Source organism: Acidisphaera sp. S103, from assembly GCF_009765975.1.
Taxonomy (GTDB): Bacteria; Pseudomonadota; Alphaproteobacteria; order Acetobacterales; family Acetobacteraceae; genus Rhodopila.
The window spans coordinates 29,063-54,722 of the sequence record NZ_LMUJ01000082.1 but is presented as its reverse complement, the minus strand read 5'-3'; the positions used below and the strand labels follow the sequence as shown (position 1 = coordinate 54,722).

Annotated in this window: 25 protein-coding genes and 1 pseudogene; 16 read left to right on the top strand and 10 right to left on the bottom strand. The window is 63.2% G+C overall.

All coding sequences use genetic code 11. The features are described from left to right. Positions 1–318 (bottom strand): annotated as a pseudogene (locus GSQ89_RS27700) (cytochrome P450); the annotation flags it as partial. A gap of 110 nt (positions 319–428) precedes the next feature. On the opposite strand from GSQ89_RS27700, the gene GSQ89_RS27695 reads away from it, so the two are divergent. The 6 genes from GSQ89_RS27695 to GSQ89_RS27670 all read left to right on the top strand — a co-directional run bounded on the left by GSQ89_RS27695 (position 429) and on the right by GSQ89_RS27670 (position 5,324). Beyond that, positions 429–1,676, top strand: a complete 1,248-nt coding sequence (locus GSQ89_RS27695) for a glutamate-5-semialdehyde dehydrogenase (RefSeq protein WP_158931363.1) — start codon at positions 429–431, stop codon at positions 1,674–1,676. Positions 1,677–1,787: 111 nt separating this feature from the next. Beyond that, positions 1,788–2,399: a nicotinate-nucleotide adenylyltransferase gene (locus tag GSQ89_RS27690; protein ID WP_158931362.1), complete on the top strand. Its 612-nt coding sequence runs from the start codon at positions 1,788–1,790 to the stop codon at positions 2,397–2,399. A gap of 74 nt (positions 2,400–2,473) precedes the next feature. Next, the gene (gene rsfS, locus GSQ89_RS27685; RefSeq protein ID WP_158931369.1) at positions 2,474–2,920 is read left to right on the top strand and encodes a ribosome silencing factor; all 447 of its coding nucleotides are present in this window, start codon (positions 2,474–2,476) and stop codon (positions 2,918–2,920) included. Positions 2,921–3,105: 185 nt separating this feature from the next. Then, complete coding sequence (locus GSQ89_RS27680) at positions 3,106–4,455, top strand: MFS transporter (protein WP_158931361.1); 1,350 nt, start codon at positions 3,106–3,108, stop codon at positions 4,453–4,455. Between the two features lie 231 nt (positions 4,456–4,686). After that, positions 4,687–5,010 carry a type II toxin-antitoxin system RelE/ParE family toxin gene (locus tag GSQ89_RS27675; RefSeq protein ID WP_254073400.1) on the top strand — a complete coding sequence of 108 codons (324 nt, stop codon included), beginning with the start codon at positions 4,687–4,689 and terminating at the stop codon, positions 5,008–5,010. Next, a complete protein-coding gene (locus GSQ89_RS27670) occupies positions 4,986–5,324 on the top strand; it encodes a helix-turn-helix domain-containing protein (RefSeq protein ID WP_158931359.1) in 339 nt (112 codons plus the stop codon). Before GSQ89_RS27675 ends, GSQ89_RS27670 begins: the two co-directional genes overlap by 25 nt. A gap of 11 nt (positions 5,325–5,335) precedes the next feature. Here GSQ89_RS27670 and GSQ89_RS27665 read toward each other — a convergent pair whose 3' ends face one another. Both GSQ89_RS27665 and GSQ89_RS27660 read right to left on the bottom strand, forming a co-directional pair. Beyond that, positions 5,336–5,989, bottom strand: a complete 654-nt coding sequence (locus GSQ89_RS27665) for a response regulator transcription factor (protein WP_216856435.1) — start codon at positions 5,987–5,989, stop codon at positions 5,336–5,338. Next, the gene (locus GSQ89_RS27660; protein WP_158931358.1) at positions 5,986–7,362 is read right to left on the bottom strand and encodes a sensor histidine kinase; all 1,377 of its coding nucleotides are present in this window, start codon (positions 7,360–7,362) and stop codon (positions 5,986–5,988) included. Before GSQ89_RS27660 ends, GSQ89_RS27665 begins: the two co-directional genes overlap by 4 nt. Positions 7,363–7,532: 170 nt before the next feature. Here GSQ89_RS27660 and GSQ89_RS27655 point away from each other — a divergent pair, with 170 nt between their 5' ends. Both GSQ89_RS27655 and GSQ89_RS27650 read left to right on the top strand, forming a co-directional pair. Next, entirely contained in the window at positions 7,533–8,084 is a 552-nt protein-coding gene (locus GSQ89_RS27655; protein ID WP_158931357.1) for a DUF3280 domain-containing protein, read from the top strand. 15 nt (positions 8,085–8,099) lie between these two features. Continuing rightward, a complete protein-coding gene (locus GSQ89_RS27650) occupies positions 8,100–8,594 on the top strand; it encodes a regulator (RefSeq protein WP_158931356.1) in 495 nt (164 codons plus the stop codon). Here the strand turns inward: GSQ89_RS27650 and GSQ89_RS27645 are convergent. Genes GSQ89_RS27645 through GSQ89_RS27635 form a run of 3 tightly spaced genes read right to left on the bottom strand, consistent with a single transcriptional unit; the run spans position 8,563 to position 10,404 of the window. Then, positions 8,563–8,844, bottom strand: a complete 282-nt coding sequence (locus GSQ89_RS27645; protein ID WP_216856434.1) for an MGMT family protein — start codon at positions 8,842–8,844, stop codon at positions 8,563–8,565. The two genes, GSQ89_RS27650 and GSQ89_RS27645, sit on opposite strands and share 32 nt — an antisense overlap. 56 nt (positions 8,845–8,900) lie before the next feature. Further along, entirely contained in the window at positions 8,901–9,569 is a 669-nt protein-coding gene (locus tag GSQ89_RS27640; RefSeq protein ID WP_158931354.1) for a glutathione S-transferase family protein, read from the bottom strand. After that, complete coding sequence (locus GSQ89_RS27635; RefSeq protein ID WP_158931353.1) at positions 9,562–10,404, bottom strand: NAD(P)-dependent oxidoreductase; 843 nt, start codon at positions 10,402–10,404, stop codon at positions 9,562–9,564. The genes GSQ89_RS27640 and GSQ89_RS27635 overlap by 8 nt, the downstream gene beginning before the upstream one ends. Before the next feature lie 33 nt (positions 10,405–10,437). Between GSQ89_RS27635 and GSQ89_RS27630 the strand changes: the two genes are divergently transcribed. Further along, entirely contained in the window at positions 10,438–11,775 is a 1,338-nt protein-coding gene (locus GSQ89_RS27630; protein WP_158931352.1) for an amidase, read from the top strand. Positions 11,776–11,851: 76 nt separating this feature from the next. Here GSQ89_RS27630 and GSQ89_RS27625 read toward each other — a convergent pair whose 3' ends face one another. Beyond that, a complete protein-coding gene (locus GSQ89_RS27625) occupies positions 11,852–12,631 on the bottom strand; it encodes an ABC transporter ATP-binding protein (RefSeq protein WP_158931351.1) in 780 nt (259 codons plus the stop codon). A 3-nt stretch (positions 12,632–12,634) separates the two neighbouring features. Then, positions 12,635–13,480: an ABC transporter permease gene (locus GSQ89_RS27620; protein WP_158931350.1), complete on the bottom strand. Its 846-nt coding sequence runs from the start codon at positions 13,478–13,480 to the stop codon at positions 12,635–12,637. A 318-nt stretch (positions 13,481–13,798) separates the two neighbouring features. Between GSQ89_RS27620 and GSQ89_RS27615 the strand changes: the two genes are divergently transcribed. From GSQ89_RS27615 to GSQ89_RS27605, 3 genes are all read left to right on the top strand, one after another. Next, entirely contained in the window at positions 13,799–14,947 is a 1,149-nt protein-coding gene (locus GSQ89_RS27615; protein WP_158931349.1) for a lytic transglycosylase domain-containing protein, read from the top strand. Positions 14,948–15,768: 821 nt separating this feature from the next. Further along, positions 15,769–16,413 carry a hypothetical protein gene (locus tag GSQ89_RS27610; protein WP_158931348.1) on the top strand — a complete coding sequence of 215 codons (645 nt, stop codon included), beginning with the start codon at positions 15,769–15,771 and terminating at the stop codon, positions 16,411–16,413. After that, positions 16,328–17,509, top strand: a complete 1,182-nt coding sequence (locus tag GSQ89_RS27605; RefSeq protein ID WP_158931347.1) for a calcium-binding protein — start codon at positions 16,328–16,330, stop codon at positions 17,507–17,509. Before GSQ89_RS27610 ends, GSQ89_RS27605 begins: the two co-directional genes overlap by 86 nt. A 94-nt stretch (positions 17,510–17,603) precedes the next feature. Here the strand turns inward: GSQ89_RS27605 and GSQ89_RS27600 are convergent, their stop codons facing one another. Beyond that, a complete protein-coding gene (locus tag GSQ89_RS27600) occupies positions 17,604–18,167 on the bottom strand; it encodes a carboxymuconolactone decarboxylase family protein (protein WP_158931346.1) in 564 nt (187 codons plus the stop codon). A 1,041-nt stretch (positions 18,168–19,208) separates the two neighbouring features. On the opposite strand from GSQ89_RS27600, the gene GSQ89_RS27595 reads away from it, so the two are divergent. The 3 genes from GSQ89_RS27595 to GSQ89_RS27585 all read left to right on the top strand — a co-directional run bounded on the left by GSQ89_RS27595 (position 19,209) and on the right by GSQ89_RS27585 (position 22,968). Further along, the gene (locus tag GSQ89_RS27595) at positions 19,209–20,588 is read left to right on the top strand and encodes a DUF1800 family protein (RefSeq protein ID WP_254073399.1); all 1,380 of its coding nucleotides are present in this window, start codon (positions 19,209–19,211) and stop codon (positions 20,586–20,588) included. Positions 20,589–20,621: 33 nt separating this feature from the next. After that, positions 20,622–21,752 carry a DUF1501 domain-containing protein gene (locus GSQ89_RS27590; protein WP_158931342.1) on the top strand — a complete coding sequence of 377 codons (1,131 nt, stop codon included), beginning with the start codon at positions 20,622–20,624 and terminating at the stop codon, positions 21,750–21,752. Positions 21,753–21,867: 115 nt separating this feature from the next. Beyond that, positions 21,868–22,968 (top strand): NHL repeat-containing protein, encoded by a 1,101-nt coding sequence (locus GSQ89_RS27585; RefSeq protein WP_158931341.1) that lies wholly within the window; start codon positions 21,868–21,870, stop codon positions 22,966–22,968. A gap of 94 nt (positions 22,969–23,062) precedes the next feature. On the opposite strand, the gene GSQ89_RS27580 is transcribed toward GSQ89_RS27585, so the two are convergent. Next, complete coding sequence (locus GSQ89_RS27580) at positions 23,063–23,569, bottom strand: hypothetical protein (protein WP_158931339.1); 507 nt, start codon at positions 23,567–23,569, stop codon at positions 23,063–23,065. A 771-nt stretch (positions 23,570–24,340) separates the two neighbouring features. Between GSQ89_RS27580 and GSQ89_RS27575 the strand changes: the two genes are divergently transcribed. After that, a partial coding sequence (locus tag GSQ89_RS27575; protein ID WP_158931337.1) for a heme-binding protein occupies positions 24,341–25,660 on the top strand: 1,320 nt, incomplete at its 3' end.

Below are 25,660 nucleotides of genomic sequence, written 5' to 3'. Positions count from 1 at the left end.
GCGCTGGTCGTCATGCCGAGGCGGGTCCATCCGGATGAAGCTGGGACGAGCCATATCCTTCGGCTGGTCCTCGATCTGAATGCCGCCGATCTCGTTGGAGAACACCGCGTGGTTCACCTCGCAGTGCATGATGTCCTTGTATTTCGACACCGCCCAATACGGCCCGTAAGGACTGTCCGGCACATAATGGATCGGGTCTTCCCGCCGCAGCCGTTCGAAGTAGGGATGCCACGTATCATCCTGGTACAACCGAGGATCGGAGACGTCGAAGCGCTCCAACGGCAAGCTGTAGGCATCGACGGAAACGGGTGCGTTCATTGTCAGCCTCCCTGTTTTGCCGACAGGCCAGCACACAGGACATGGCCGGGTCAACGTAAACGTGGCATACCGCACTGGAAACCCGACTGTTTCTTGGGCACATTGCCACGATGGAAGCCACCGAACACCTGAAGGCCGCCGCGCGGGCCGCCCGAACCGCCAGCCGCGTCCTGGCGCGCAGCAGCGCGGCCACCCGCAACGGCGCGCTGGCCACGATGGCCGACGCCCTGCGCGACGGCATGCGCGACATCCTGGCCGCCAACCACACCGACGTCGCGGCCTACAAGGGCACCGCCGCCTTCCTCGACCGCCTGACCCTGACCGAAGCCCGTGTCGAGGCCATGGCCCGCGGCCTGGAGGACGTCGCCGAACTGCCGGACCCGCTGAACCACACGCTCAGCGAGTGGACCCGCCCGAACGGCCTGCGTATCCAGCGCATCGCCCAGCCGATCGGCGTGATCGGCATGATCTACGAAAGCCGTCCCAATGTCGGCGCCGACGCCTCCGCGTTGTGCCTGAAATCCGGCAACGCGGTGATCCTGCGCGGCGGGTCCGACAGCCAGCATAGCGCCCAGGCGATCAACGTGGCCCTACGCCGGGGCCTCGCCGCGTCCGGCCTGCCGGAAGCCTGCATCCAGGTCGCCCCCAATGCCGACCGGTCCTATGTCGCCGCCATGCTGGCCGGGGCAGGGCTGCTGGACCTGATCATCCCCCGCGGCGGCAAATCCCTGGTCGAACGCGTCCAGCGCGAGGCCCGCGTGCCCGTTCTCGCCCACGCCGAGGGCCTGAACCACACCTACATCCACGCCGCCGCCGACCCCGCCATGGCCCGCAAGATCCTCGCCAACGCCAAGATGCGCCGCACCGGCGTCTGCGGCGCCACCGAGACCCTGCTGATCGACCGCACCATCGCCCCGTCGCTGCTGCCGCTACTAATCGAAGACCTGCGCGCCCAAGGCTGCGACTTCCGAGCCGACGCTGCCGCCCGCGACATCGTCCCCTCTCTGCCGGCGGCGAATGCGGCCGACTTCGACACCGAATGGCTGGACTCCATCCTGTCCGTCGCCGTCGTCGACGGCGTTGACTCCGCCCTGGCCCACATCGCCGCCCACGGCAGCGAGCACACCGACGCCATCGTCACCGAAGACGCCGCCGCCGCCCACGCCTTCCTGCGTGGCGTGGACAGCGCCGTCGCCCTCTGGAACGCCTCCACCCAGTTCTGCGACGGCGGCGAATTCGGCTTCGGCGCCGAGATCGGCATCGCCACCGGCCACATCCACGCCCGCGGCCCGGTGGGGTTGGAGCAGTTGACGACGTACCGCTACCTCGTCCTCGGCACAGGTCAGGTGCGCCCCTAAGGGCCCGATGTGGAATAATCGAACCGGCAACACAGGGCGTCGGCCTCCCATCGTCATGGCTGGCGAAGGCCCGCCATCCACGCCTTCCAGTGCGTGCTCGGGCCGTAAGCGGTGAACGACCCGATCCCCCGCTTCGGCGACCGGCGCCGGACGCGCGTCGGCCTGCTGGGCGGATCGTTCAATCCCGCACATGCCGGCCATCGCCACGTCGCCGAACTGGCGATGCGCCGGCTGCGGCTGAACCAGGTCTGGCTGCTGGTGTCCCCCGGCAACCCCCTGAAGCCCACCCACGGCATGGCCCCCTTCGCCGACCGCCTGGCCGGCGCCGCCCGCCTCGCCGACGGGCGCCGCATGCTCGCCAGCGGGATCGAGGCGGTATTCCGCACCCGCTACACCGTTGATACGCTACGCCAATTGACACACCGCTTCCCCAACGTGCGGTTCGTCTGGATCATGGGTGCCGACATCCTGGAGCAGCTTCCGCGCTGGCGGCGCTGGACCGATATCGTGCGGCATCTGCCCTTCGTGGTACTGCCTCGCCCCAGCTATACGCATCGCGCGCTTGCGGGACAGGCCGCGTATCGGCTACGGGCAAGCCGCCGGCCGGCCAGGGAAGCCCCTGTGCTGCCGGGAGCCGAACCGGGCTGGGTCTTCCTGCCGACCCGGCAAACCGTCGTGTCCGCCACCGCGATCAGACAAGCCGCCAAAGGACCTGTGTCATAACCAAGACGCCCACCGTTTCGTCCTCCCCCGCGCGGCACAAACCGGCGCCGCGCAAAAGCGCCGTCAAGCCGAAACTGCCGGAGGCTGGCGTCGTCCCGGGCAGCCCCCGCAAGAAGACGATCGCCGCCGGCCCCAAAAAAGCCGCCGCCGGCACACGCGCGAAGAAGCCGAAAACCGAGGCGTCGGAACTGGACCGCCTGCAAAAGATCATCGTCACCAGCCTGGACGACGACAAGGCCGAGAACATCGTCACCATGGACCTCGCCGGCAAGGCGATGTTCTGCGACCGCATGGTGATCGCCTCCGGCCTCGCCGACCGCCAGATCACCGCGATGGCCCAGCATCTTAGCGAAAAACTGAAGGAAGCCGGCCTGAAACGCGTCCAGATCGAGGGCATGGGCGGCTCCGACTGGGTCCTGATCGACGCCGGCGACATCGTCATCCACCTGTTCAAGCCGGACGCCCGCACGATGTACGCCCTGGAAAAAATGTGGGGCGAGGACCTGGACGAAGCCGTCTAGCCCGTTCGGTCGCCGCTCACTCCCTCCGCCCCAACCCCTCGTCATGCTGACGAAGGTCAGCATCCACGCCTTCGGTGTGTCCAAGCGAAGGCACCCATAACGACGGCCAGGTGCCCCACCGTCCACCACCTTGACATTACGCCCCCGAACCTGCTTGGCAGGACAAGCTGTCAAGGAAACAACCAATGGAACAGCCCGACCGAGTCAACGTCACTCGCCTGATCGACGACCACCCGCTCAGCCCCCTGCAAATCCGCGTCCTCATCCTCTGCGGCCTGGTCGCCCTGCTCGACGGCATGGACCTCCAGATGATCGGCCTGGCCGCCCCCTCCATCGCCCGCGTCCTCCACGTCGCCTCCCGAGCCTTCGGCGCCGTCTTCAGCGCCGCCCTTCTCGGCCTCATGCTCGGAGCCTTCATCCTCGGTCCAATGGCCGACCGCCTCGGCCGCAAGCGCATCCTGGTCGCCAGCACCCTGATCTTCGGCCTCTTCACCATCGCCACCGCCCTCGCCACCACCTTCAGCGCCCTCCTGACCATTCGTTTCTTCGCCGGAGTAGGCCTAGGCGGCGCCATGCCCAGCTTCATCAGCATGGCCTCCGAATACGTCCCCCACCGCCTGCGCACCCTGCTGGTCACCGTGCTGTGGGCCGGCTTCCCCTTCGGCGGCGTCGTCGGCGGCCTTCTCGCCTCCGTCCTGATCCCCACCGCCGGCTGGCAATCCCTGTTCTACATCGGCGGCCTCGCCCCCCTCGCCGTGACCGCCGCCCTGACCGTCGCCCTACCGGAATCCCTAGGCTTCCTCGTCACCAGCAACGCCCCACCCGAGGCCATCCGCCGCATCATCCGCCAAATCAGCCCGCAAGCCGTCACCGAAACGACCAACACCTTCGTCCTGGATGAAGAACGACTACCCGGCCTTCCCGTGCGCCACCTGTTCACCGGCGGCCGAGCCACCGGCACGCTGCTGCTATGGGTGCCCTATTTCATGGCTTTCCTGATGCTTGTGACGAATTCCGCGTGGAGCCCGACACTGCTGAACGCCGCCGGCCTGGGCGCCGGCCAGCCCGGCATCGTCATGGCGGCCTACAACGGCGGCAGCGTGATCGGCACGTTGATCGTCGGCTGGGTGATCGCCGTGTCCGGCCCGTACCGAGTGCTCACGATCCTGCTGGCCCTCAGCGCACTGGCGTTCGGCGCCGTCGGCTACGCTGCCCCATCCTTCGGCCTGGTGACCTTGCTGCAAGGCCTGGGCGGCTTCCTGCTGGGCGCCGGCAGTTCCGGCCTGATCGCGCTGGCCGCGGTGTTCTACCCGACCGCCATCCGCTCCTCCGGCGTAGGCTGGGCCACCACCGCCGGCCGCTTCGGATCCTTCACCGGCCCGCTGGTGGTCGCCATGCTGGTCGGCCAACACTGGACCATCGACACCATCTACCTCGCCCTCGGCGCCCCCGGCCTGTGCGCCGCGCTGTTCGTCGTGCTGCTGGGCCTGGACCAGACGCGCCGGGCGGGCAGGGCAGGGGGACAAACCGTCTAAGCCGATTGTTCGGCTGGAGCATCACGTTGCCATTCGGGAAACCGTTAGCGTTCGATTAACAGTTCGGTTCTATCTGATTGGGGATGATGTGCCCCTGCCGAAATCACCCGTCCGTCTCCCGTCACCCCTGGCCTTCGACTCGGTTATATGCCATATATGGCATGGGTTGAATATCCAGCCATGGATGGCACCCCAAAGCCGGTTCGTTGGATTGGATCCAGCCGGGAGGATGTGCGCGATTTCCCAGAACCGGTGCGTTTGCGGGTCGGCGGTGCCTTATGGGATGCGCAACTCGGTGGGAAAGCAGCGTGGGCCAAGCCGCTCCTGGGTTTCGGCGGCGCTGGCGTGCTGGAGGTTGTGGATGACTACGACGGAGATACCTATCGGGCCGTTTATACTGTGCGATTCAGCGGTGTCGTCTATGTGCTGCATGCCTTTCAGAAGAAATCGAAAAGCGGCATCGCAACACCCCGTCATGTAATCGCGTTGATCGAACAACGCCTACGACAGGCGAGGGAGGATTACGGACGATGGCTGATCACGACATCACGGTAACCCCCGGTTCAGAAAACGTATTCGCCGACCTCGGCGTCGCGGACCCGGAGGAAGAACTCGCGAAAGCGCAACTCGCCTCTCACATCCGAACGACGGTCGGGCGGCGGAAGCTGACCCAGGCGCGGGCGGCCACATTGATGGGACTCGACCAGCCCAAGGTGTCGGCACTGATGAATGGGCGGCTGACCGGATTTTCCAGCGACCGCTTGCTGCGGTGCCTGACGGCGCTGGGGCAGGACGTGGATATCGTGGTCCGAGGACATGCGAAGACCGACGCGCGTGGCCGAGTGCGGGTCGTGGATGCCGTAACCTGACCAGCAAAGCCCTACACACCGCCGACCCCACCCAACAGCCCCTGCCGAAGCGCCACCAGCACAAGCTCGATATCCGAAACAACCCCAAGCTTGCTCTTGATAAGGTAATGCGTGTTTGCCACCGTCTTCGGACTGATATGCAGGATATTCGCGATTTCCTCTGTCGTTTGTTCCGCCAGCAGCATGCGCAGGATCTCGAATTCCCGAGGCGCCAGCACGTCCGTCGCAACAGGCGTATCGGCAATACGGCTCAACGCGAGCTCATGATCGATATCAGGACTTAGCGCGACCTTGCCCGCCAGCACATCCCGAGCCGCCATCACCAACGCATCCGGCGCGCTGCTCTTGGTTACATAACCCTTCGCCCCCGCTCGGATCGCCTGCACCGCATAGGCAGCACTCTGGTGCATGGTGAACACAAGGATCCGCGCCCGGCCATCCCATTGCCGTATCCGCCTGATGGCCTCGATCCCACCCAGCCCCGGCATGGTCAGATCCATGATGACCAGATCAGGCTGCAACGCCTTGTACCGCCGATAGGCCTCCGAACCGTCGCTCGCCTCCGCAACGACTGCGAAACCCGGCTGCCGCCGCAGCAACGACCGATACCCTTCGCGAACGATAATATGATCGTCCACCAACATGATCGTTGCATCGCCGTTCACGCGGCAACCCTCGTTTCACCTACCGGTACCGGAATGACCGCTCGGACCTGAAGACCGCCGGGGCCGGGGGCATCGAAACGAATGCTGCCGCCCAACGCGGCGACACGCTCACGCATCCCCAGCAGCCCCATCCCCGATTTAACAGCAACCCCGTTGCCAGCTTTGCCATTATCCGCAACAAAAAGTTCGATATCGGCGTCCTGCATGCGCAGCCGAAGCACCACGGACGAAGCCTCCGCATGCTTCGCCGCATTGGTAATAGCCTCCTGCGCGATCCTGTACAGATTCGCCGCGAAATCCTCCGGCAACCCGTCGAAGACCCCGTCCAACTCGATACGGAACGTCGTCCGGCCGCCGCCGGCACTGTTCCACCCCGAGACAAGACTCTCGAGGCTCGCAACCAAACCCAACTCACCGACATCCGGCGGCCGCAATCGCAGCAGCGCGTTGCGCAGCGCCTCCATCATATGCGCCGCCGTCCGCCCGATGCTCCCGCAATCGGGCACAAGAACCGGGCAACTCACCTGCGCCACCTGTCCCGCCGATGCCGCAACCGCGCCGATCGCCGCAAGACATTGCCCAAACTCGTCATGTAATTCCCGAGCGAGGCGTCGACGCTCCTCGTCCTGCACCGCGATCAGTTGCCGCGTCAGCGCACTGCGTTCCGCCACCGTCACCTCAAGGCTGCCGGCAAGCTGGTTGAACACATGCCCGACGGCCGAAAGCTCTGCGAGATCGAACGGCGGCAGCCGCGCCGACAGATCGCCCGCTGCCAGGCGCTCCAGTCCGGTTCGGATAACCCGCGTCGGTCGTAACGCCGTCGCAAGTGCCAAATAGACGAATCCGCACAGCGCAAGCAGCGCCGTGGCCATGACGACCGCCAGATGGCTCGTTTGGTCCCAGCTTCGCCCGATCAGCCGTTGCGGCGTGATCGACGCCACCGCATCGCCCAAATGCGCGCCCGCAAGACTCACCGGCCGAACCGATTGGACATCCGTATCGAAAATACCCGAGTAAACAGCAGCAAAAACCCCCGGCACCCCACTCTGCTCGGGATTAGAACCACTGCACAGTTGCTCCCGGGTCTCGCCGTTCGGCGACCGATAGGAAATGCACAAACCCGGTTCCATCACCACAGCCGCGGCCGCCTCGAGGCCGGAAGACACGTCGACCGCCCCTTTGATCCAGCGCGTCTGCTCCTGCTGCAACGTCACCGCCGACGCGACCGTCCGCGCGATGCGATCCACCTGCAGTCGCGCCTCCCGGTGTGTCTCGAACAGGGTGAAGGCCAGAGCAGCGACAAAACACAACGCCGCCAAGGCACTGACACGCAGGCCAAGCCGAAGTTTGAGGTCGATCGGCAATATCCACATGGGCGAATTCCTTCGCATGGGCGGCAATGATCGTAGGGACGGAACCAGGGGATGGAAAGCGAACCCCCGAAAATCGGGCAAATTGCCCGGTCATTGCCGGGTGCCGATCCGTTTACGCCACCGGACAGCATCATCCAGTGTTCGGCCGCCACTTCCCCAAGGACCGGCACATGCGCCGCTTCAAAAACAAACGAGCATTGCTCCCCGTCCTGCTCGTCAGCATCCTCGCGGGGTTGTCCGCCAAAGCGGACCCAGCCCCGATCAAGATCGCTGTGTTTGACTTCGAGTTCACTGATTTCAGCGCCGGCGCGGGAGTCGCAGGCGATCCCGCCGACGACCTCACCCAACTGAACAAAGCAACCGGGGAAGTTCGGCAACTCATCAAACAATCCGGGCGTTACGACCTCGTCGATACATCCGGTGCGGACAAAACAGCCCAATCGCTGAGCCAGGCGGACGGCAAAGCCGTGCAAGATCGATCCCTACGGGACTGCAACGGCTGCGAGGCCCCCATCGCTCGGCAACTCGGCGCCGACCAATCGTTTCTTGGCGTCGTGTCGCGGATCAGCCGCATGGAATACGTGGTCCGGCTCCAGATCTACGACGCGCACACCGGCACTCTGGCCTTCGCCGCGCAAAGCGGCCTACGGATGGGCGCCAACTATTCATGGTATCGCGGCGCAGCCGACTTGATCAAAAGCCGTCTGTTAAACAAGTCATAACCGATGGAGGGTAAGATGCACGGGTTCAACGACAGCAACATCACCTGGTACACACTCGACTGGCTGGAACACGTCGCGTTCCACGTCTACGCCGTCGATGAAACAAACCGTATCGTGGACGTCATATTCAAATTTGCCCCGAACAAGCAGGCCATGCTGCATCGACATCATTCGCCCTACATCACGTTCGTCTTGCAGGGGGAACTGCGTTTCCACCGCCCCAACGGTGACTTCAAGGAAGTCCGCCCAACGGGAAGCTACGTCCAGGGCACCGCAAACGGCGAGCCGCACACAGAAGGCGCCGGCGATCAGGAGGCCATTGTCTTCTTCAGCAACCGGAACGTCACCGGCGACCTCTACGAATTTCTCGACAGCGACATGCAGCGCGTGCAGATGCTGGGTATCGCGGACTTCAAAGCCCAGTTCGATCGTCAGGTGGCGGAAGGCGCGGCCGCAAAGGTCGCATCCCGGCCGGCCCCTAATCCAACCACCGGAACCGCTCCAAATTGAACCGGTTCTTGTCATCGAACTCGATGCCTTCCGCCTTCAACAGCCGCTGCTGCAAGGTATCACCCCCATTGCGGGACAGGCTGAACGACACCTCGCCCTTCGCGTTGACCACGCGATGCCAGGGGATTTTGATGGCTGGGTCCAACTCCTGAAGCACACGCCCGACCAGCCTGGCGCGCCGCGGCAACCCGGCCATCGCCGCCACTTGGCCATACGTGGCCACCCACCCCTTGGGGATGCGACTGATCACGGCGCAAATCGCCGCGACAGCCTCATCCCCTACTGGCTGTTGACCCCTCGGAGGCATCAGCCCGCAGGCGCCCGCTCATAGTCCTCCACCAGCCACTCAGCCGGCTCCGCCGCCGCGTCGTCATACCATTCCGCCACCAAAGGATGCGCCCGCACAGCCGAACAGTAAGCCGACGTCTCTGCCGAAACCTCCGGCTTCCAGCTCAGAAACCTGGCCACCACCGGCGCATACATCGCATCCGCCGCCCCGAACGACGCCCCGAACAGGAACGGTCCGCCCCCCCCAAACCGCGCCCGCGTCTCCGCCCACAGCGCCTCCACACGAGCAATATCCGCCAACGCCCCCGGCGTTCGTCCCAGCCCGGAAAAATCCCGCCCCAAGTTCATCCACATCGCCATGCGCAATTCCCGGAACCCCGCATGCATCTCCGCCGAGATCGAACGAGCATGTGCCCGAGCCACCCGATCCGCCGGCCACAAGCCTGGAGCGACCTCCGCGCAGTAATCGCAGACCGCCATCGATTCCCACACACGAGCACCGTTATGCTCCAGAAACGGCACCAGCCCGTTCGGCGACAATGCCGCGATCGCCTTTGTCGGCCCAGGCCGTTCGAACGGGATCAACCGCACATCCACGTCCAGTTCGGCCAGCCGAACCGCCAGCCAGCCGCGCATCGACCACGACGAATACCGTTTGTTGCCGATATACAGAACGCCGTCAGTCATCGCTGCCTCCAAACAACCCGGCCGGTGCCATCTCGCCGCGCGTGTAGTCGATCCGGCAATACGCCCCGCCCATATATTGTTCCTCCACCGGATCGCCGCTGACCGCGCCGGCCAACTGCCCGGCGAACGGATCAGCGCTGTCCACCGGCACCCAACCCAGCTTCGCCCGCGCATCGTCCCGCCACCACGTCATCCGGGCATTCGCCGACGCCCCCCAGATCACCGCATGCCCAACGGCGGGCGTCACCACGCACCGCTCCATCAGCCGCGAGAAATCCGGATACGACATCCAAGACGCCAGCATCCGGGCATTCACCGGTTCGGCCGTTGCCGACCCGATGCGCACGTTCACGCTCTCCACCCCATGCTTGAACCAGTACATCCGCCCCATCAGCTCGCCGTACGCCTTCGACAGCCCGTAATACCCATCCGGCAAAAACTGAGTATCCGCCGGCAAACTCTCCGTCCGCTCATGAAACCCGATCGAGTGATTCGACGACGCGAAGATCACCCGCGCCCTCTCCCGCCGAGCGGCTTCGTAGATGTGATACAGCCCGCGGATATTCGGCCCGATGACCTCTTCGAACGGCCGCTCCACCGACACCCCGCCCAGATGGATGATCGCCCCGCAGCCTTCCGCCAGGCGCAGGATCGCCACTCCGTCCGACAAATCGGCCTTCGTAAACGTAGACCCCGCTGGCACAGCATCCGGAAACGGCGCGATATCGGTCAGCACCAGCCGCCAGCCCAGCGCCCCCAGCGATTTCACCAGGACGCGGCCCAGCGCGCCGGAGGCTCCAGTTAACACGATGGGTTTGGCAGGCGTGTCAGTCATGGCATGCTCCTCTGATTCGCAGCGGGAGGCATCATGCGCAGGATCGACGAACTCGCCCAGGCCCTGGAGCGGGGAACCACCACCAGCCGAACCCTCATCGAGGAATCGCTGGCCAAAATCACTGATCCCAACGGCGAGGGCCGCAGAACCTTCATCAAAATCCACGCCGACCAGGCCCGAACCATGGCCGACGCCGCCGACCAACTGCGCGCCCATGGCCGCGCCCCGACCCAATACGCCGGCATCCCCATCGCCCTGAAAGACCTGTTCGACATCGCCGGCGAGCCCACCCCCGCCGGCTCAGCGATCCTCGCCGACGCCCCGGTCGCACAAGCCAACGCCCCCGTCGTCGCCCGCATGTTGGCCGCCGGTTTCATCCCCGTCGGCCGCGTCAACATGACGGAGTTCGCGTTCTCCGGCCTGGGCATCAACCCGCACTACGGCACCCCCACCAGCCCCTGGGATCGAGCCTCGAAGCGCATCCCCGGCGGCAGTTCGTCAGGCACTGGCGTCGCGGTCGCCGACGGCATGGCCGCCGCCGGCCTAGGCACAGACACCGGCGGATCCTGCCGCATCCCCGCCGCCTTCTGCGGCGTCACCGGCTACAAACCCACCGCCCGCCGCATCCCCATCACCGGAGTCCTGCCCCTAGCGCCGTCCCTGGACTCGGTCGGTCCGCTGGCCCCCAGCGTCGCCTGCTGCGCCGCCATCGACGCTATCCTCGCCGGCCAAACCCCAACCACACCCGTCCCACTGCCCCTGAACGGCCTGCGCTTTGCCGTCCCCGACAACATGGTCCTCGACAACATGGACGACACTGTTGCCGCCACGTTCGACCAGGCCCTGTCCACCCTGTCCGCCGCCGGCGCCCGCATCGAGAAAACCCGCTTCGCCGACTTCGCTGAACTGCCCACCGTCAACGGCAAAGGCGGCCTGGCCGCGTCGGAAGCCTACGCCTGGCACCGCCATCTGCTGGCCACAAGAGGCTCCGGTTACGACCCCCGCATCCGCGTCCGCATCGCCCGCGGCGAGCACATGAGCGCGGCCGATTACATCGACGTGCTGAACGCCCGCACCCGCCTGCTCGCCAGCTTCGACCGCGCCACCGCGCCCTATGATTGCGTGCTGATGCCCACCGTACCGATCGTCGCCCCGCGTATCGCCGACCTGGATGACGAACGTGCCTACAACAACATCAACATGCTGGTCCTGCGCAACACCGCCCTGGGCAACTTCTTCGACCGCTGCGCCATCTCCCTGCCATGCCACCGAACCGGCGACGCCCCGGTCGGCCTGATGCTGATGGGCGAAACCATGGGCGACCCCCGCCTGTTCAGCATCGCCACAGCCGTGGAGGCAGCGCTGCGGTAAGGAAGGCGAGGCCCCTTGAACGGGATCAAAGGGCCAATGGCCCTTTGCGGGTCAAGGGCAGAGCCCTTGCCTTAACCTACGCGAGTGCCGCCAGCGGCTGTTCCGGTCCCGAACCCAGGTATTGGCCCAGCACGTCGTCGGGCGGCCCGTCGGCGACCACTTTGCCCTGGTCCAGCCACAGCACCCGGCTGCACCAGCTTTTGACGATCTCCGCCTGGTGGCTGGACAGCACCAGGATATCCGCCCCGCGGACCATCGCCTCCAGGCGATGTTTCGCCTTGTCCAGGAACACAGCGTCGCCCGCCAGGAACCACTCGTCCATCAGCAGGATCTGCGGCTTGATCGAGGTCGCCAGGGCGAAGCCCAGCCGCACCACCATGCCGGCCGAGTAGATCCGCACCGGCAGATCGATAAAGTCGGACAGTTCGGCGAAATCGGCGACGTCTTCCTCCAGCCGAGGCAGGGCCGACCGCGGCAACCCATTGTACAGCCCGCGCAGCAGGATATTCTCCCGCCCCGTCAGTTCCATGTTCATCCCCAGATTGGGATCCAGCAGCGCGTTCAGGCTGCCTTTCACCCGCAGCCGGCCGATAACCGGCTCATAGATGCCGGCCAATACGCGCAGCAGCGTGGTTTTCCCCGCCCCGTTGGACCCGACCAGGCCAAGCCGGTCGCCGCTTTCCAGGCGCAGGTTGATATCGCTCAGCGCGCGTACCACGACCCGCTGCTGCTGGTCTTTCGCCAGCCGGCCGGACGCCGCGGCCACGACCATCTTTTTCAGGCTGCGCGATCCCGCGTGGTACAGCGGAAACAGGACCGACAGGTTATCCACTTCGATAATGGCTTTGGCAGTCATGATTCAGACCCAGAACGTGACACGTCCGCGCGCGCGGACGAAGAATGCCCAGGATATCACGCAAAGAACCAGGCTGAAGCCAATCGCGCCCACCCAGGTGGTGGTGGCGATGGGGCTATTCAGTATTGGGCCGCGCACGATCTCCAGCAGGTCGAAGAACGGATTGAGTGCCAGTTCCTCGATGCGCTTGGGCCCGAGTTGATCCGGCTTCCAGATCACCGGGGTCATGAAGAACGCAATCTGCATCACGCTGTTCACGATCGGCTGAATGTCGCGGAACCGGGCGCAGAACCCGCCCAGCAGCAAGGTCAGCGCCAACGCGTCCACGCACCATACCAGCAGGCCCGGTATCGCCATCAGCCCTTCCCAATGCGGCCAGATTGAGAAAATCGCGAACACCACGACGATCACCACGATGTTGTGGGCCAATGCGATGGCATTGCGGATCAGGGTCCGTATGGAAAATACGAAGAACGGCATGCGCACCGATCGGATGACGCCTTCCGCCTCGGTAAACGCCGCGCAGGCTTCCGACACCAGGGCGGCGAGGAAGCCCCACAACACCTGGGACAACGCCAGGAATGGCAGGTACTCCCGCACGTTGATCTTGAAGAGCGTCGAGTACAGCACCCCCAGCGCCCCAACCATCACGCCGGTGGAAATGGTCAGCCAGAACGGCCCCAGCATGGATCCGCGATAGCGCAGCCGGATATCCAGCCAGCCCAGCGTCAAGGCCAGGCGCCATAGCCGTGCGCCACCGACGATATCGGCCATCGCCCACCGGTTGCGCACGGCAAAAGTCGTATCCGCCCGCAGGATCAGTTCCGAAGTGGGGGCGATCGTGGTCACGGCGCTGCTCATATCGCGGGGCGCATAGCCCATTCGGGGGGACGGCACAACACACGCGTGCTGCCGGTTTGCCCCACGCGATCCCAGCCACGCGATCAACACCGGCATTCACTTTCTGACCGGTAAAATTCGCCGGAGGCGGTCAAATACCCTGAAACCCGGGCATTTATGCCAATTTGCCACAATGCCGACATGACTTGCTTGAAAGATGGAAGTCGTTTAATGCCTTAAGCCACGTTCCTGAGTGATTGGATAAGCGGCAATCGATCGTTTGCCGTGTCGAATCCTGTTTGTCGCGCGCCACGGAGACGCATAGGTATGACCACACCGGATCGACTTGTCACCCTCGGCCGTCTCCGTGCCGCCAGCGCCATTGCTCTGCTGGCCGCATTGGCCGCCTGCGGTACGGCGCCTCACCAGGATGCGATCCAGGAATCCGCGCGCTACGTCGCCCACGCCAAACACAACTACACCCCGCCCGGACCGCCGGAAGACCCCTGGGGCCCCTATATTCAGGAGGCCGCCACCAAGTACGACATACCGGAGGTCTGGATTCGTTCGCTCATGCGGGTCGAATCCGGCGGCAAGGAATACCAGAACGGCGACCTGATCACCTCCGGCGCCGGCGCGATGGGCCTGATGCAGGTGATGCCGCAAACCTACGACGAGCTGCGGGACCGCTACAATCTGGGCGACGACCCGTTCGATCCGCACGACAACATCATGGCCGGCGTCGCTTATATGCGGGAGATGTACGACATCTACGGCTCACCCGGCTTCCTCGCCGCCTACAACGCCGGCCCCGCTCGGTTGGACGACTATCTGGCGAATGTAAAGCCGCTGCCGGATGAAACCCGCCGTTATGTCGCGATGATCGGCCCCAACCTGCGCGGCGTCTCTCCGAACAACCCGTCGGCGGCGGATCAACTCGCGATGAACCAACTGCCGATCGATATCCCGCCCGGCAAACGCTACAGCCGCCCGGTGATGCTGGCACGCGCCAAGCCCGGACGAGGCGGCCATTTGCCGCAACGCTCGGTGGTGGAGGTCGCACAGCTTCCTGAACCACCGCGCCGCGGCGGCGGCATGGCTGTTCAGCAATACGCACTGGTCGCCCCGCCACCCGCCCCACCGCATCATGGATTCCGGCTGATCGCCTCGGCCAACGCCGCCGAGGCCGCCCCGGCGCGTCGCGGTGGTCCGGCTGGCCCCGGCCAGTGGGCGATCCAGGTCGGCGCCTTCGCCAATCAGGGACAGGCGCACAACGCGCTGTCGGTCGCGCAGGACCACGCGCATGTGGAACTCGCGATTGCGCATCCGTTTGTCGCCAGCGTCCACCAGGGCCACACCGTCCTGTGGCGCGCCCGCATGACCGGCATGTCGCGCGAAACCGCCGTTCAGGCGTGCGAGCAGATCCTCCACGGCCACTCGACCTGCATCGTGCTGTCGCCCGAATCCCAGTCCTAGCGCATGATCGCGCTGGGCGGGACGCCCAGAGCGCGTGAATCATGCGATCAAACAAAGAGCTAGTGTCCCGAATCTGAAGTTCGCCCGCTGTGGCGAACTTCAGATTCGGGACACTAGACAATCGCGTCCGCCAGGACCTCACGGTTCCAGATCGTGCCGAACCGTGACGGCCCGGCGCCAGCCGTCGGGTTATGGCTTGTTGCGAAGTAACCGAACCGTACCCGCCGGAACGCGTAAGGCGAATCTCGGTCTTACGCGTGGCAGCGGCAGTTCATCGCCATGGCAGCGAGACGGACGCCGCTCGCTCGATCGCCATCATCGGCGCCGGGTGCATCACAATCGTAACCAAAATGGGTATGTTACGGTACGATATCATCTTAGTAACAAATTTACCTGGATGGGTCGCAAGCCCACGCTGCCGAAGTATGCCAATGGAAAAGTGGGGTTATCGCTGCGACCAAAATCGTCATGACGGCCGAAGTCGCGCCGCCCATGCCTCGCAGCATCGAACAAGATCTGGATAGCTGGCCCACGCCGACATCGTGACGAACAGCCGGTGCCGGCCGTTTAGAGCGCGATCGTTTGCGGTTGATTGCAACCTCAAACGTGAATCGCCCTCTCAAAGATACAGTCTAGAGCATGATCGCTTCAATCTGAAGCGGTCACGCTCCAGGCTCAGCGCCGGTTGGTTCGCGGCAGCGTTGACGCTCGTTACGCGGCGAACCGGCCTCCGCACGCATTGTCCGAATTCCCCTCTACACCGCGCATCAATGGTTCGACTTCTAGGCAGGCAAGCATAATCAAACTTCAGGATGCCCAAGATGAGCAATCAAACGTGGAACGAACAGAATCTGAGTTTTGCTTACGCCTATCCAGACTTTGACAGTACGTACGAATACCAGACGATTGCTGCCAATGGAACGACTTATGAGGATGCAACTGGTAACTTCTCATTCAGTGTAAGCCAGGTTTCAAGTAACGTCGAACAGATAGAGATTTCGAATTTCACTGATGCCTATGGAAGTTATTTTCCGGCGGCGAGTTTCAATGGCCTGGTTTTTTTCGGACCGGCGGGTGACGCGCCGATTATCGGTGCGACGTTGGTCAGCACCAACATGGCGGGACTGACCCAGTCGGATATTGCCTACAGCAGCACCTCCGTGGGGGTGAACTGGGAAAATCTCAACGATTACACCAATACCTTCATCACGATCGACGTCACGTTCGGGTCCGCCCTGCCTCCAACGCTCACCTCCGTTACGCCCGCGGTGATCGAGCAAGGCCAGGCAACGGTCATCGCCACGGTGACTCCCGGTGGGCCAAGGGGATACACTCAGTCTTACCCAAACCGGTGGCAGCGGCACGCTTTCATTGGTCACGGTGAACGGCATACAGGAAATCGTCTATCAGGCACCCGCACAAGTCACGTCCGACGAAGTAGATACGGTCAGCTTTACTGTTTATGATGAGCAACTGACCACGCTCGTGTCGGGCACCGCCTCGGTCCAGCTCGATGCCGACATGACAAAGGTCTATCTGCAGGGCTATTTCAACACCGTCTCCGCGCCGGCAACCGCGCCCACGGGTAACACGACAACCGGTGCGCCCATCACAGGTTCGATATTTGGCAACGCCATCATTAACGGCACCAGCGCAAGTCAAACGATCACGGCTTATGGATACAACAACACGATCAACGCCAACGGCGGCAACGACGTGATCTACGCCGGACTGGGCCAGGCGACGGTCACTGTCTCGAATGGCAACGGGAACAACACCATCTCCGGCGCACTGGGCAATACCTCTGTGACGCTCGGCAACGGCAACAACAATATCTCGCTCAGCGGCTATTTCGACGTCGTGACCCTGGGGAACGGCAACAACACGGTAACCGGGCCGCAGGGAAATGCACAGGTGACGGTCGGCAACGGGAGCAACGTCATTACCCTGGGTGGTTACTTCAACGTCGTGCATGCCGGGTCCACGACCGGGACCGACTATATCAACGCCGGCATTGGCAATGCGACCGTTACCGGCGGCAACGGCAACTTCGTCGTCCTGGCCGGCGGCTACAGCGACGTGGTTACGCTCGGAAATGGCAACGATGATGTGTTTACCTCACCTGCCGGCAGCAACCCGTCCGTGCCGACCGGCAGTACGGCGCCGGCGGAGCAAGGACTTGCCGTCGTTACGACCGGGTCGGGTAACGACACAATCATACTCGGTGGCTATGACAACACCGTCAACGCCGGCAGCGGCATGAATTTTATTGGCGGCGCTCTTGGCCTCAACACGTTCGTGCTGGCCAGCTCGGGCTTCGATGAGATCGCCGGTTTCTCAACAACCAATGGTGATACGTTGAACGTCGCCGCGGCGCTTCAGGCGGCCGGTTGGAATCTCGCGCCCGCGACATTGGGCAACTACCTGAAAGTCGCCGACGCCAACAACAACGCTATCATATCGGTTGTGAAGGGCGGCAGCGGTGCCGGCAGTGCCATCGCCCAACTCGATGGAGTCGGCAACCTGACTCTGGCCGGACTACAGAACCATTTGATTCTGTAGTCCGTAAGCGTCAGTCCCGTAGCGGTTCAGGCGTGGCCCGCCCTCTCAAACATGCAAGCTACAGTTGGTGTCTGCAACCTGAAGCTACTATGTTCTACAGTGGCTTCAGCGGCGGCGTCTCGCCTTCCGGCAACGGCACCTGCGCGACGTTCAAAACCATCGACACCAGGCTGTAGTAGCCGACGCCACCCACAAGATCCATGATCCCACGCTCACCGAAACGATCCATCACCGCGCCATAACGCGCGTCGGACACCTGACCCGTGGACAGCAGGTCGGTCACGAATTCATACACGATCGTCTCGTCGCCGCTCATCTCCGCCGGGCGGCGGCCCGCCGCCACCGCATCCAGGATCGCCGGATTCAGGCCGGCATCGATACCCAGCCGGCGATGCGCGTAAAATTCGTACTGGGCACCCCATTTGCGCCCGGCCATGCAGATCGCCAGCTCGTTCAGCGGCGCCGGGATGGAGCTGCCGAAGCGCACATAGGCGCCGACGCGCTGCACCAGGTCGCACAGCACCGGGCTGCGCACCAGGGCGTTGAACGGCCCCCGCAGGCCGGCGCCGCGCGGCCCCGCCTGGATCGCATCGACGACCGTGCGCTGCTCGTCTGTCATCTGTTCCGCGGTCAGCGGGGGGAAACGGGTCTCGGACATAGGTTCTCTTCCCTGTGGATAAGGCTCTCGGACTGGCGTCATGCCGTCGCTCAATATCATAGACCGAGTTGCCGAGATGAACGAGTGGCCGCACAGATCGGGCCAGGGATCAGCGCGGCGAGCGACATCGACGACGACAATCACCTCGTCGCAAAAGACCGCGATCCCCCGCCGCTGCACCCGGACTTTCGCATCTCAAGCGCAAGGGCATACTCGTAGACCTTCCCAACCAACCCATGACCGAGCGCACTGGCAACCCCGAAAACCACACCCAACAATCCGTTCGGTGACCGGCCCCCAAAACCGCAAATCCTCTTCATCCATCTGCATCCCGCTAATCCGCCTTAAAAACCTGCCTCGGCGTCCGTGCCGGCGCCTGAAGCGGGCGCGAAGGTCTAACGCTGCGGATACCAACGAACCATGAATCCCTCCGAACGTGGGCAACCCATGGAGCGTTTCTATTTGCAGATGTACTTCAAAGTGCCCCGTATCAATTCCTGAAGCCTGACGCACCCGGACCCATTACGAAAAAGTTCCGAACGACACCCCCCCCTCCGTGATGCCCGTCGCACCGTCCCCGGCAGGCGCCGGACCTTCACCTGCCTGTTGCGTGCTTGACGACCGCCGCATCTTTTGCGAGCGTCGGTGCCGCTAGACGCACGTCCAACTCACTCAGGTAAGGGGTGGTGGTGCTGTGGAAGCTGGGGACCGAGAAATATTCGTTTCGCGCAGCGGCATTGGCCAGTCTGCGGCGGATGAAGGCAAACGGGCCAACAAGGGTTCGCCGAGGCAAAGCGCGCCCGTTCCATATTGCCTTGCCGACCAATGCCCGTCACCGCACCCCGGACCCAAACCGGCCGCGACCATACGCCAGGCCAACCGGACGAACACGACGCCTCTCGCGGTGATACCACCCGCCGCCCCGGCGCGCTCACATAACCGTGATCGAAATCGCGAATACCAACGACGACGGTGATCCATATCGCCGCATGGCTGCAATAAGGAGGATCAACAATGACAAAGCAAGACGACATCGCCCTGATGGCCCACCTGATGCGACGGGCCGGGTTTGGCGCCAGCCGTGACGAACTCGAAGCCCGCGTGGCCAAGGGTTACGAGGCCACCGTCGAGGAACTGCTGGCCCCCGAGACCCAGCCGCCCGTCGATCCCTATGTGCTGCTGCGCCATCAGCCAGCGGCGCTGCTGCCGGGCGGCCAGCCCCCGATGGGCAATGTGAACTACATGTACTACCTGGTCACCACCCAGCGCCCGCTGGAAGAGAAGATGGCGCTGTTCTGGCACCAGGTCTTCGCCACCGGCAACTCCAAGGTCGACAACTACGACCAGTTGCTGGAACAGATCGATTTGTTCCGGCATCAAGGCATGGCCAACTACCGCGACCTGCTGCTCACCATCGCCCGCAATCCCACGATGATCTTCTGGCTGGATAACAACCAGAACCATGGGACCGCGGTCAACGAGAACTGGGGCCGCGAACTGCTCGAACTGTTCAGCCTGGGCGCCGGCAACTACACGGAAAAGGATGTCCGCGAAGCATCCCGCGCCTTCACCGGCTGGACCTTCGAGACCAAGATCCCGCGCCTGCCCTATGGCCGGTTCCCCTGGAAGTTCGAGTACCGCCCCGAAGATCACGACGACGGCATGAAGGAGTTCCTTGGCACAAAAGGCAACCTCAACGGCGAAGACATCATCGACATCGTCGTAAAGCAGCCCGCTTGCGCCCGCTTCGTCTGCCGGCATCTGTACAACTTCTTCGTCGCCGATGAACCACAGGTCCCCGCCTGGAACCTGGAGCCGCCGCGCGACCCGAAGGCCATCGACGCAATGGCTGCCGCGTTCAAGGAAGCCAAGTACGACATCAAGCCCGTCCTGCGTGTGCTGTTCAATTCGGACTTCTTCAAGAAAGCCCGCTACCAGCACCTGAAATCCCCCGCCGAGGTGGTTGTGGGCACACTCCGCCTGGTCGGTGGCTATCAACTGCCCAAACCGGGCTATGGCGAACTGTCGATGCAGCCCTCCTACATGGCGCAGGACCTGCTCAATCCGCCATCCGTGGAAGGCTGGCATACCGGCCGCGAGTGGATCAACAGCGGCTCTCTGATGGCGCGCATCAACTTCGTGGCTGAACAGGTGGGCAATCCATCGCTACCTGGCGTGCACGCCATGATCGAGCGTCTGAAGGCCATGGGCGTGCTGAGCCCGGACCAACTGGTCGACGGCTGTCTGGACCTGCTGGGCCCGGTGGAGGTCAACCCCGAAACGCGCCGGGAACTGACCGAACAGGCGAACGAATGGGGCAAGCTGAGCTGGGACAGCGATGCCAATGCCCTCACCGCCGCCAAACGCGCGACCGAAATGATGCAACTGATCGTGGCAACCAGAGAGTATCAATTCGCCTAACAAATGACCCGTATCGGGCAAGGAGGAACAGAAATGTCGGCGACGCAGAAAGACCCCGTGCTGGTCGTGCTCCAACTGACCGGTGGGAACGACTATCTGAACACGGTCGTCCCCTACAACGACCCGCTGTACCGCGACAACCGCAAGGCGGTCAGCATAGGCGATAACGAGATACTGCACATCGACAAGGATTACGGCTTCGCACCGTACCTGGCACCGTTGAAAAAGTTCTGGGACGATGGCGACCTCGCGATCATGCATGGCGTGGGCTATCTCGATTCGCCGCGATCCCACTTCCGCTCCATGGACATCTGGCACACCTGTGAGGCCGACAAGGTCGGCACCGAAGGCTGGCTGGGCCGTGTCGCGCGTGAGATCGACCCCAAGAAAGAGAACGTGGTTACAACCGTCAGTTTCGGCCCGACGCTGTTCCGGGCGCTGTCGGTCCCTGACGTTCCGGTCGCCTGCGTGGCCGGGCCGCTGGAGCAATACGGCTTCCTGCCGAACATCCAGGAGCCGGAGCAGCGCCTGAAAATCCTCGAGCGCTTCTCGCGCATGTACAAGCCGAAGCCCGGCAGTGGCGTGATGGAATACCTCGGCACCACCGGCCTGGATTCCCTGAAGGGCGCGGATATCCTGAAGGTGGCGCCGGAACGCTACAAATCCACCGTGAAGTATCCGGACAGCTCGATCGCCCGCAAGCTGCGGGGTATCGCGCAGGTACACTTCGCCGGTCTCGGCAGCCGGATCTTCTACTGCGACCATGCCAGCTTCGATACGCATGCGGGACAACAACCCTTGCACGGCACCTTATGGACGCAGGTGACGGAAGGTCTCCAGGCCTTCATGGCCGACCTCCGCGAGCACGACGCCTCTGACAATGTCATCATCCTGATGTTCTCGGAATTCGGCCGCCGCGTGCGCGACAACGGGTCCGGAACGGATCACGGCGCCGCGGGCGCAACGTTCGTGATCGGTGACAAGGTCAAGGGTGGACACTACGGCGAATATCCGTCGCTCAAGGCGGAAAAACTCGTGCAGGGCGATCTGAACCCGAGCATGGACTTCCGTAGCATCTACTCGACGATCCTCGACAAATGGATGGGCATGGATCCGGTGCCGATCGTCAACGGCACCTATGAGCAGCCGGCGTTCCTGAACTGACCAGACGGTCTCCCTCGTTCCCCGACCAGGAGAACGAGGGAGGATCGACCGCAAAGAACAAGCGAATAACCTTCCGCATGACGGCAGGCGACATCGCATATGACGGGAGAAAAAAATGCCCCTGACAACAGTTGCGCGTGGACGGACCTATGACTGGAGCCATGCCGTAGGGCGTGGTTCCGCCTCCGGCACGGGATTCAACTATCCGCAGACGATGTGCCTTGGCACCGGCCGCGATATCTATGTCGCCAACCGAGGCAACGAAAACAACTTCGGCATGCGCGTCAACAAAGTAAGGCTCGGCGCGCCCGGCGAGGAGGAACTGCTCGACGAGTTCTTCAAGCACGGCGAAGGCGAAGGGCGTTCAACCTGGCCGTTCGGCGTCGCCGTGGACGGCAACGATCATGTGTACGTCTCCGACGAATGGGACAACACCATCTCGGTGTTCGACGGCAGCGGCAAATTCATTCGCAAGTGGGGCAAGACGGGCAGCGGCGACGGCGAACTGCTGCGACCCGCCGGCCTGGTCTGCGAAAAGAACGGCAATGTTATTGTCGTCGACAGCGGCAACAACCGCCTGCAGGTCTTCACCCCGGAAGGGAAGTTCGTGGCCAAGGTTGGCAAGGCCGGCAGCGGCGACGGCGAATTCAATCAGCCGTGGGGGATCACCCTCGACAAGGATGGCAACATCTTCGTCGCGGACTGGAAGAATCACCGCGTGCAGAAGCTGTCCCCATCAGGCAAGTTCCTGATGAAGTTCGGCGAATACGGCACGGTTCCGGTCCCGCCGAACGCCTTCGCCGTAACGTATCTGGGACCCTGGGTCTCAAGCGGCGGAGCGAACGAATATCCCAAGGCGGGCCTGCTCAACCATCCCACCGACGTCGCCGTGGACAGCGATGGCGACATCTATGTCGCCGATTGGGGCAATCACCGGATCAGCATCTTCGATGCGGACGGAAATCCGCTGACCAATCTCATGGGCGACGCCCAGGTGATGTCCAAGTGGGGCCAGCAGAGCATCGACGCCAACCCCGACATGATGAAGGCATACCGGCGAGCGAAGAACCTGGAACCGCTATGGCGGTTCTGTTTCCCGACCGCCGTGGACTTCAACCCGGCCACCGACGAAATCATCGTGGCCGACAGCCAACGGAACCGTTTGCAGATCTATCGGAAAGTGCGCGATTACGTCGACTTCCAGGCAAACCTGTAGGCGACCGCTTCCGGTGTCCCGGCTCCGCCGCTCGTTACGATGGCGGAGCCGGAACACACGCTCGTTGTTTCTGCATTTCAAATCAGAAAACCGTTCATGAAGCGCGACCGGTTTCGACCGGCCCGCCTGCCATGGATGCGAAACAATGCCACCACGCGGCGCCGACCCGAAGCATCCATGTGATTTGCTGTTCGGCCGCACTGTCGTCCCAGGGCAGCGGAGCCGCCAGGATCGCCGCGACGTCGATCATCCCGGGGTGGTGGGAAACGCCCCATTCCATCGCCGCCACCGAACCCAATTCTGCTTGGAGCCGTGGCCCAATCTCCGGACGGGCGCGATCGGCCAGCATGAAGAAGCCTTCGCCGGCAAGGCCGGTGCAGCGGAGGAACACACCCACCTGCGGAAACGGGTGCCTCGCCCGATACAAGGTGATCCACGCGGCATCCCGGATGATCGCGAACCGACGGTTCCGGTAACCCCCCGCGCTATGCGCCGGCAGACCGCCCAAACCGGTGCGCCGCGCCAGAAGATCGCGCCAGAAAGCGCGGTCCTGCGCCAAATCCTGGCGCGCGATCCCCATCCCGGTGCGTTTGTGTTTCATGTCTGGCAATTCGCGTCCCCAGCCCGTCGGCTAACATACGATGTGCCAATCCAAGTAGTGTAACCGAATTCTTGGCACAGGGCTTCCCCAACGAGTCCGGCGCCAGTCGATTCGTCACGGCCCAGCCTCAGTTGATTCGTCACGGCTTAGCCCCAGTCGTTTCGTCATGGCCCAACCTCAGTCGATTCGTCACGGCCCAGCCTCAGTTGATTCGTCACGGCCCAGCCTCAGTTGATTCGTCACGGCCCAGCCTCAGTTGATTCGTCACGGCCCAGCCTCAGTCGCTTCGTCATGGCCCAGCCTCAGTCGCTTCGTCATGGCCCAACCTCAGTCGCTTCGTCATGGCCCAGCCTCAGTCGCTTCGTCATGGCCCAACCTCAGTCGCTTCGTCATGGCCCAACCTCAGTCGATTCGTCATGGCCCGGCGAAGTCCGGGCCATCCGCCCCAGTAAGGCTCTGGACCAGACGGCCCGAACGTCGCCGGCCCAAGACGATGCCGCCGCATCAACATCAACGGTCGCCGGCATAAGCCGAAGATGACGCTGTGTGACATTTAATTCCAGACGAATCATTTTAGTTGACATTTGCGATGGTAAGAAAGTACCAAACACTCGCTTTTCGTTTCAACAATGAAAAATCACCTCCACTTCAATTGGTGAAGCGACTTCAAGGACAGCGCAAGTTGTTGGCTGATTCTGCGCGCCAGCAGCAATACCTCTTTGCCAATCGGAAACGTTGCTTTCCCCGAGATTCGGATAAGGAGATACCGTAATGACCCAAGACAAGTCGAACGATCGCCCGGACGCGCCGGTATACACCCCCGTGCCGCCCCGGTTCCAGCAAGGACCACTGACGACGGCCTTGCAATTAGGCCCGCTCGCCTTCCTGAATGGCAGTTGGAGGGGACCTGGCTTCAACGCGATCTGGCGCCCGCATAACCAGAAGTCGGAGCCGGTGAACGTTGCGACCAAACGGTTCCTCGAATTGAACCTTACGCACGACGGCTTTGATTTCCACATCATTCCGGGTGTCGTTCCGAACCGCGGCGTGGACCCGCAGCAGGATCTCAGCCTGTACGGCCTGCATTACCTGCAGCGGGTGAGTGACGCCGATCCAAAGCCTTCTCCGCATGTGCATCCGCACGGCTATTCCCAGACGGCAGGTCAGGCGCTGCATATTGAACCGGGATTGTTCATGCGCGTACCGGCGAGTTCGCAGCCTTCCGTCGGTGACACGCCGATCGTGAACAAGGATGCCATCGTGCGGATGGGCAGTATCCCGCATGGGACCACGGTGCTGATGCAAGGGCCGAACCCCGGCAATACGCCGAAGGCTGGCAAGCCGCATATTCCCCACCTCATGCCTTTTACGAATTATCCAGGGGCAGTCGCACCGGGACTTGCCAACACCTCGTTTCCGCTGAACCCAGTGGTGCCGCTTCAGCCGCCGCCGCCGCCTCCGGGGCCGAATCCGCCGGCCCTCGGTATCCAGCCACTTACACTTGTCGGCGGCCAGCATCCCGTCCCGGAGGTCAATATCGGGCTCGACACACTGGTGACGGCAATGCCGACGCCGGCTGGCCTAAGCAGCGGCCCGTACCCAGGACATTTCCAGGGCTTTATTAACGATCCAAATTCCGTGCTTCGGGAGGCGATAGAACACCAGGAAATACTTGGTCATATCACAATCCATCTGACCACCGATACTTTGTCCGCGGATGGTAAGCCAACCGAGGGCATCGGCAGCCTGTATGAGACGGTGACCAACATTCCGTTCCTGGGGGTCGCCACCCGCACCCCGCCGCCTGCCCCCGGTACATCACCCGCTCCCTCGGCTTTTCAAGCGGCCCCGATCCCCAATGCCTTCGTCTATTCGGCAAGTGCAACCTTCTGGATCGAATGGGTGCGCAACCCCGGTCCGCCACCGATACCGCTGCATCACGGGCAAGGGGAACCATGTCCGCCGGTCGTGGAGCTCGAGCCGTACTGGGAGCATTCGACATATCTACAGTTGCAATACTCACAGCTTGTGATCCTGATTTTCAACGGCGTGCTCTGGCCACATGTGACGGTGGCGACGATGACGCTCAGC

What these genes read in the sequence shown, in the direction of transcription:
- GSQ89_RS27695 (WP_158931363.1), top strand. Translation starts at nt 429, where the DNA reads ATGGAAGCCACCGAACACCTGAAGGCCGCCGCGCGGGCCGCCCGAACC.
- GSQ89_RS27680 (WP_158931361.1), top strand. Translation starts at nt 3,106, where the DNA reads ATGGAACAGCCCGACCGAGTCAACGTCACTCGCCTGATCGACGACCAC.
- GSQ89_RS27670 (WP_158931359.1), top strand. Translation starts at nt 4,986, where the DNA reads ATGGCTGATCACGACATCACGGTAACCCCCGGTTCAGAAAACGTATTC.
- GSQ89_RS27660 (WP_158931358.1), bottom strand. Translation starts at nt 7,362, where the DNA reads ATGTGGATATTGCCGATCGACCTCAAACTTCGGCTTGGCCTGCGTGTC.
- GSQ89_RS27655 (WP_158931357.1), top strand. Translation starts at nt 7,533, where the DNA reads ATGCGCCGCTTCAAAAACAAACGAGCATTGCTCCCCGTCCTGCTCGTC.
- GSQ89_RS27650 (WP_158931356.1), top strand. Translation starts at nt 8,100, where the DNA reads ATGCACGGGTTCAACGACAGCAACATCACCTGGTACACACTCGACTGG.
- GSQ89_RS27640 (WP_158931354.1), bottom strand. Translation starts at nt 9,569, where the DNA reads ATGACTGACGGCGTTCTGTATATCGGCAACAAACGGTATTCGTCGTGG.
- GSQ89_RS27635 (WP_158931353.1), bottom strand. Translation starts at nt 10,404, where the DNA reads ATGACTGACACGCCTGCCAAACCCATCGTGTTAACTGGAGCCTCCGGC.
- GSQ89_RS27630 (WP_158931352.1), top strand. Translation starts at nt 10,438, where the DNA reads ATGCGCAGGATCGACGAACTCGCCCAGGCCCTGGAGCGGGGAACCACC.
- GSQ89_RS27625 (WP_158931351.1), bottom strand. Translation starts at nt 12,631, where the DNA reads ATGACTGCCAAAGCCATTATCGAAGTGGATAACCTGTCGGTCCTGTTT.
- GSQ89_RS27615 (WP_158931349.1), top strand. Translation starts at nt 13,799, where the DNA reads ATGACCACACCGGATCGACTTGTCACCCTCGGCCGTCTCCGTGCCGCC.
- GSQ89_RS27610 (WP_158931348.1), top strand. Translation starts at nt 15,769, where the DNA reads ATGAGCAATCAAACGTGGAACGAACAGAATCTGAGTTTTGCTTACGCC.
- GSQ89_RS27600 (WP_158931346.1), bottom strand. Translation starts at nt 18,167, where the DNA reads ATGTCCGAGACCCGTTTCCCCCCGCTGACCGCGGAACAGATGACAGAC.
- GSQ89_RS27595 (WP_254073399.1), top strand. Translation starts at nt 19,209, where the DNA reads ATGGCCCACCTGATGCGACGGGCCGGGTTTGGCGCCAGCCGTGACGAA.
- GSQ89_RS27590 (WP_158931342.1), top strand. Translation starts at nt 20,622, where the DNA reads ATGTCGGCGACGCAGAAAGACCCCGTGCTGGTCGTGCTCCAACTGACC.
- GSQ89_RS27585 (WP_158931341.1), top strand. Translation starts at nt 21,868, where the DNA reads ATGCCCCTGACAACAGTTGCGCGTGGACGGACCTATGACTGGAGCCAT.
- GSQ89_RS27580 (WP_158931339.1), bottom strand. Translation starts at nt 23,569, where the DNA reads ATGAAACACAAACGCACCGGGATGGGGATCGCGCGCCAGGATTTGGCG.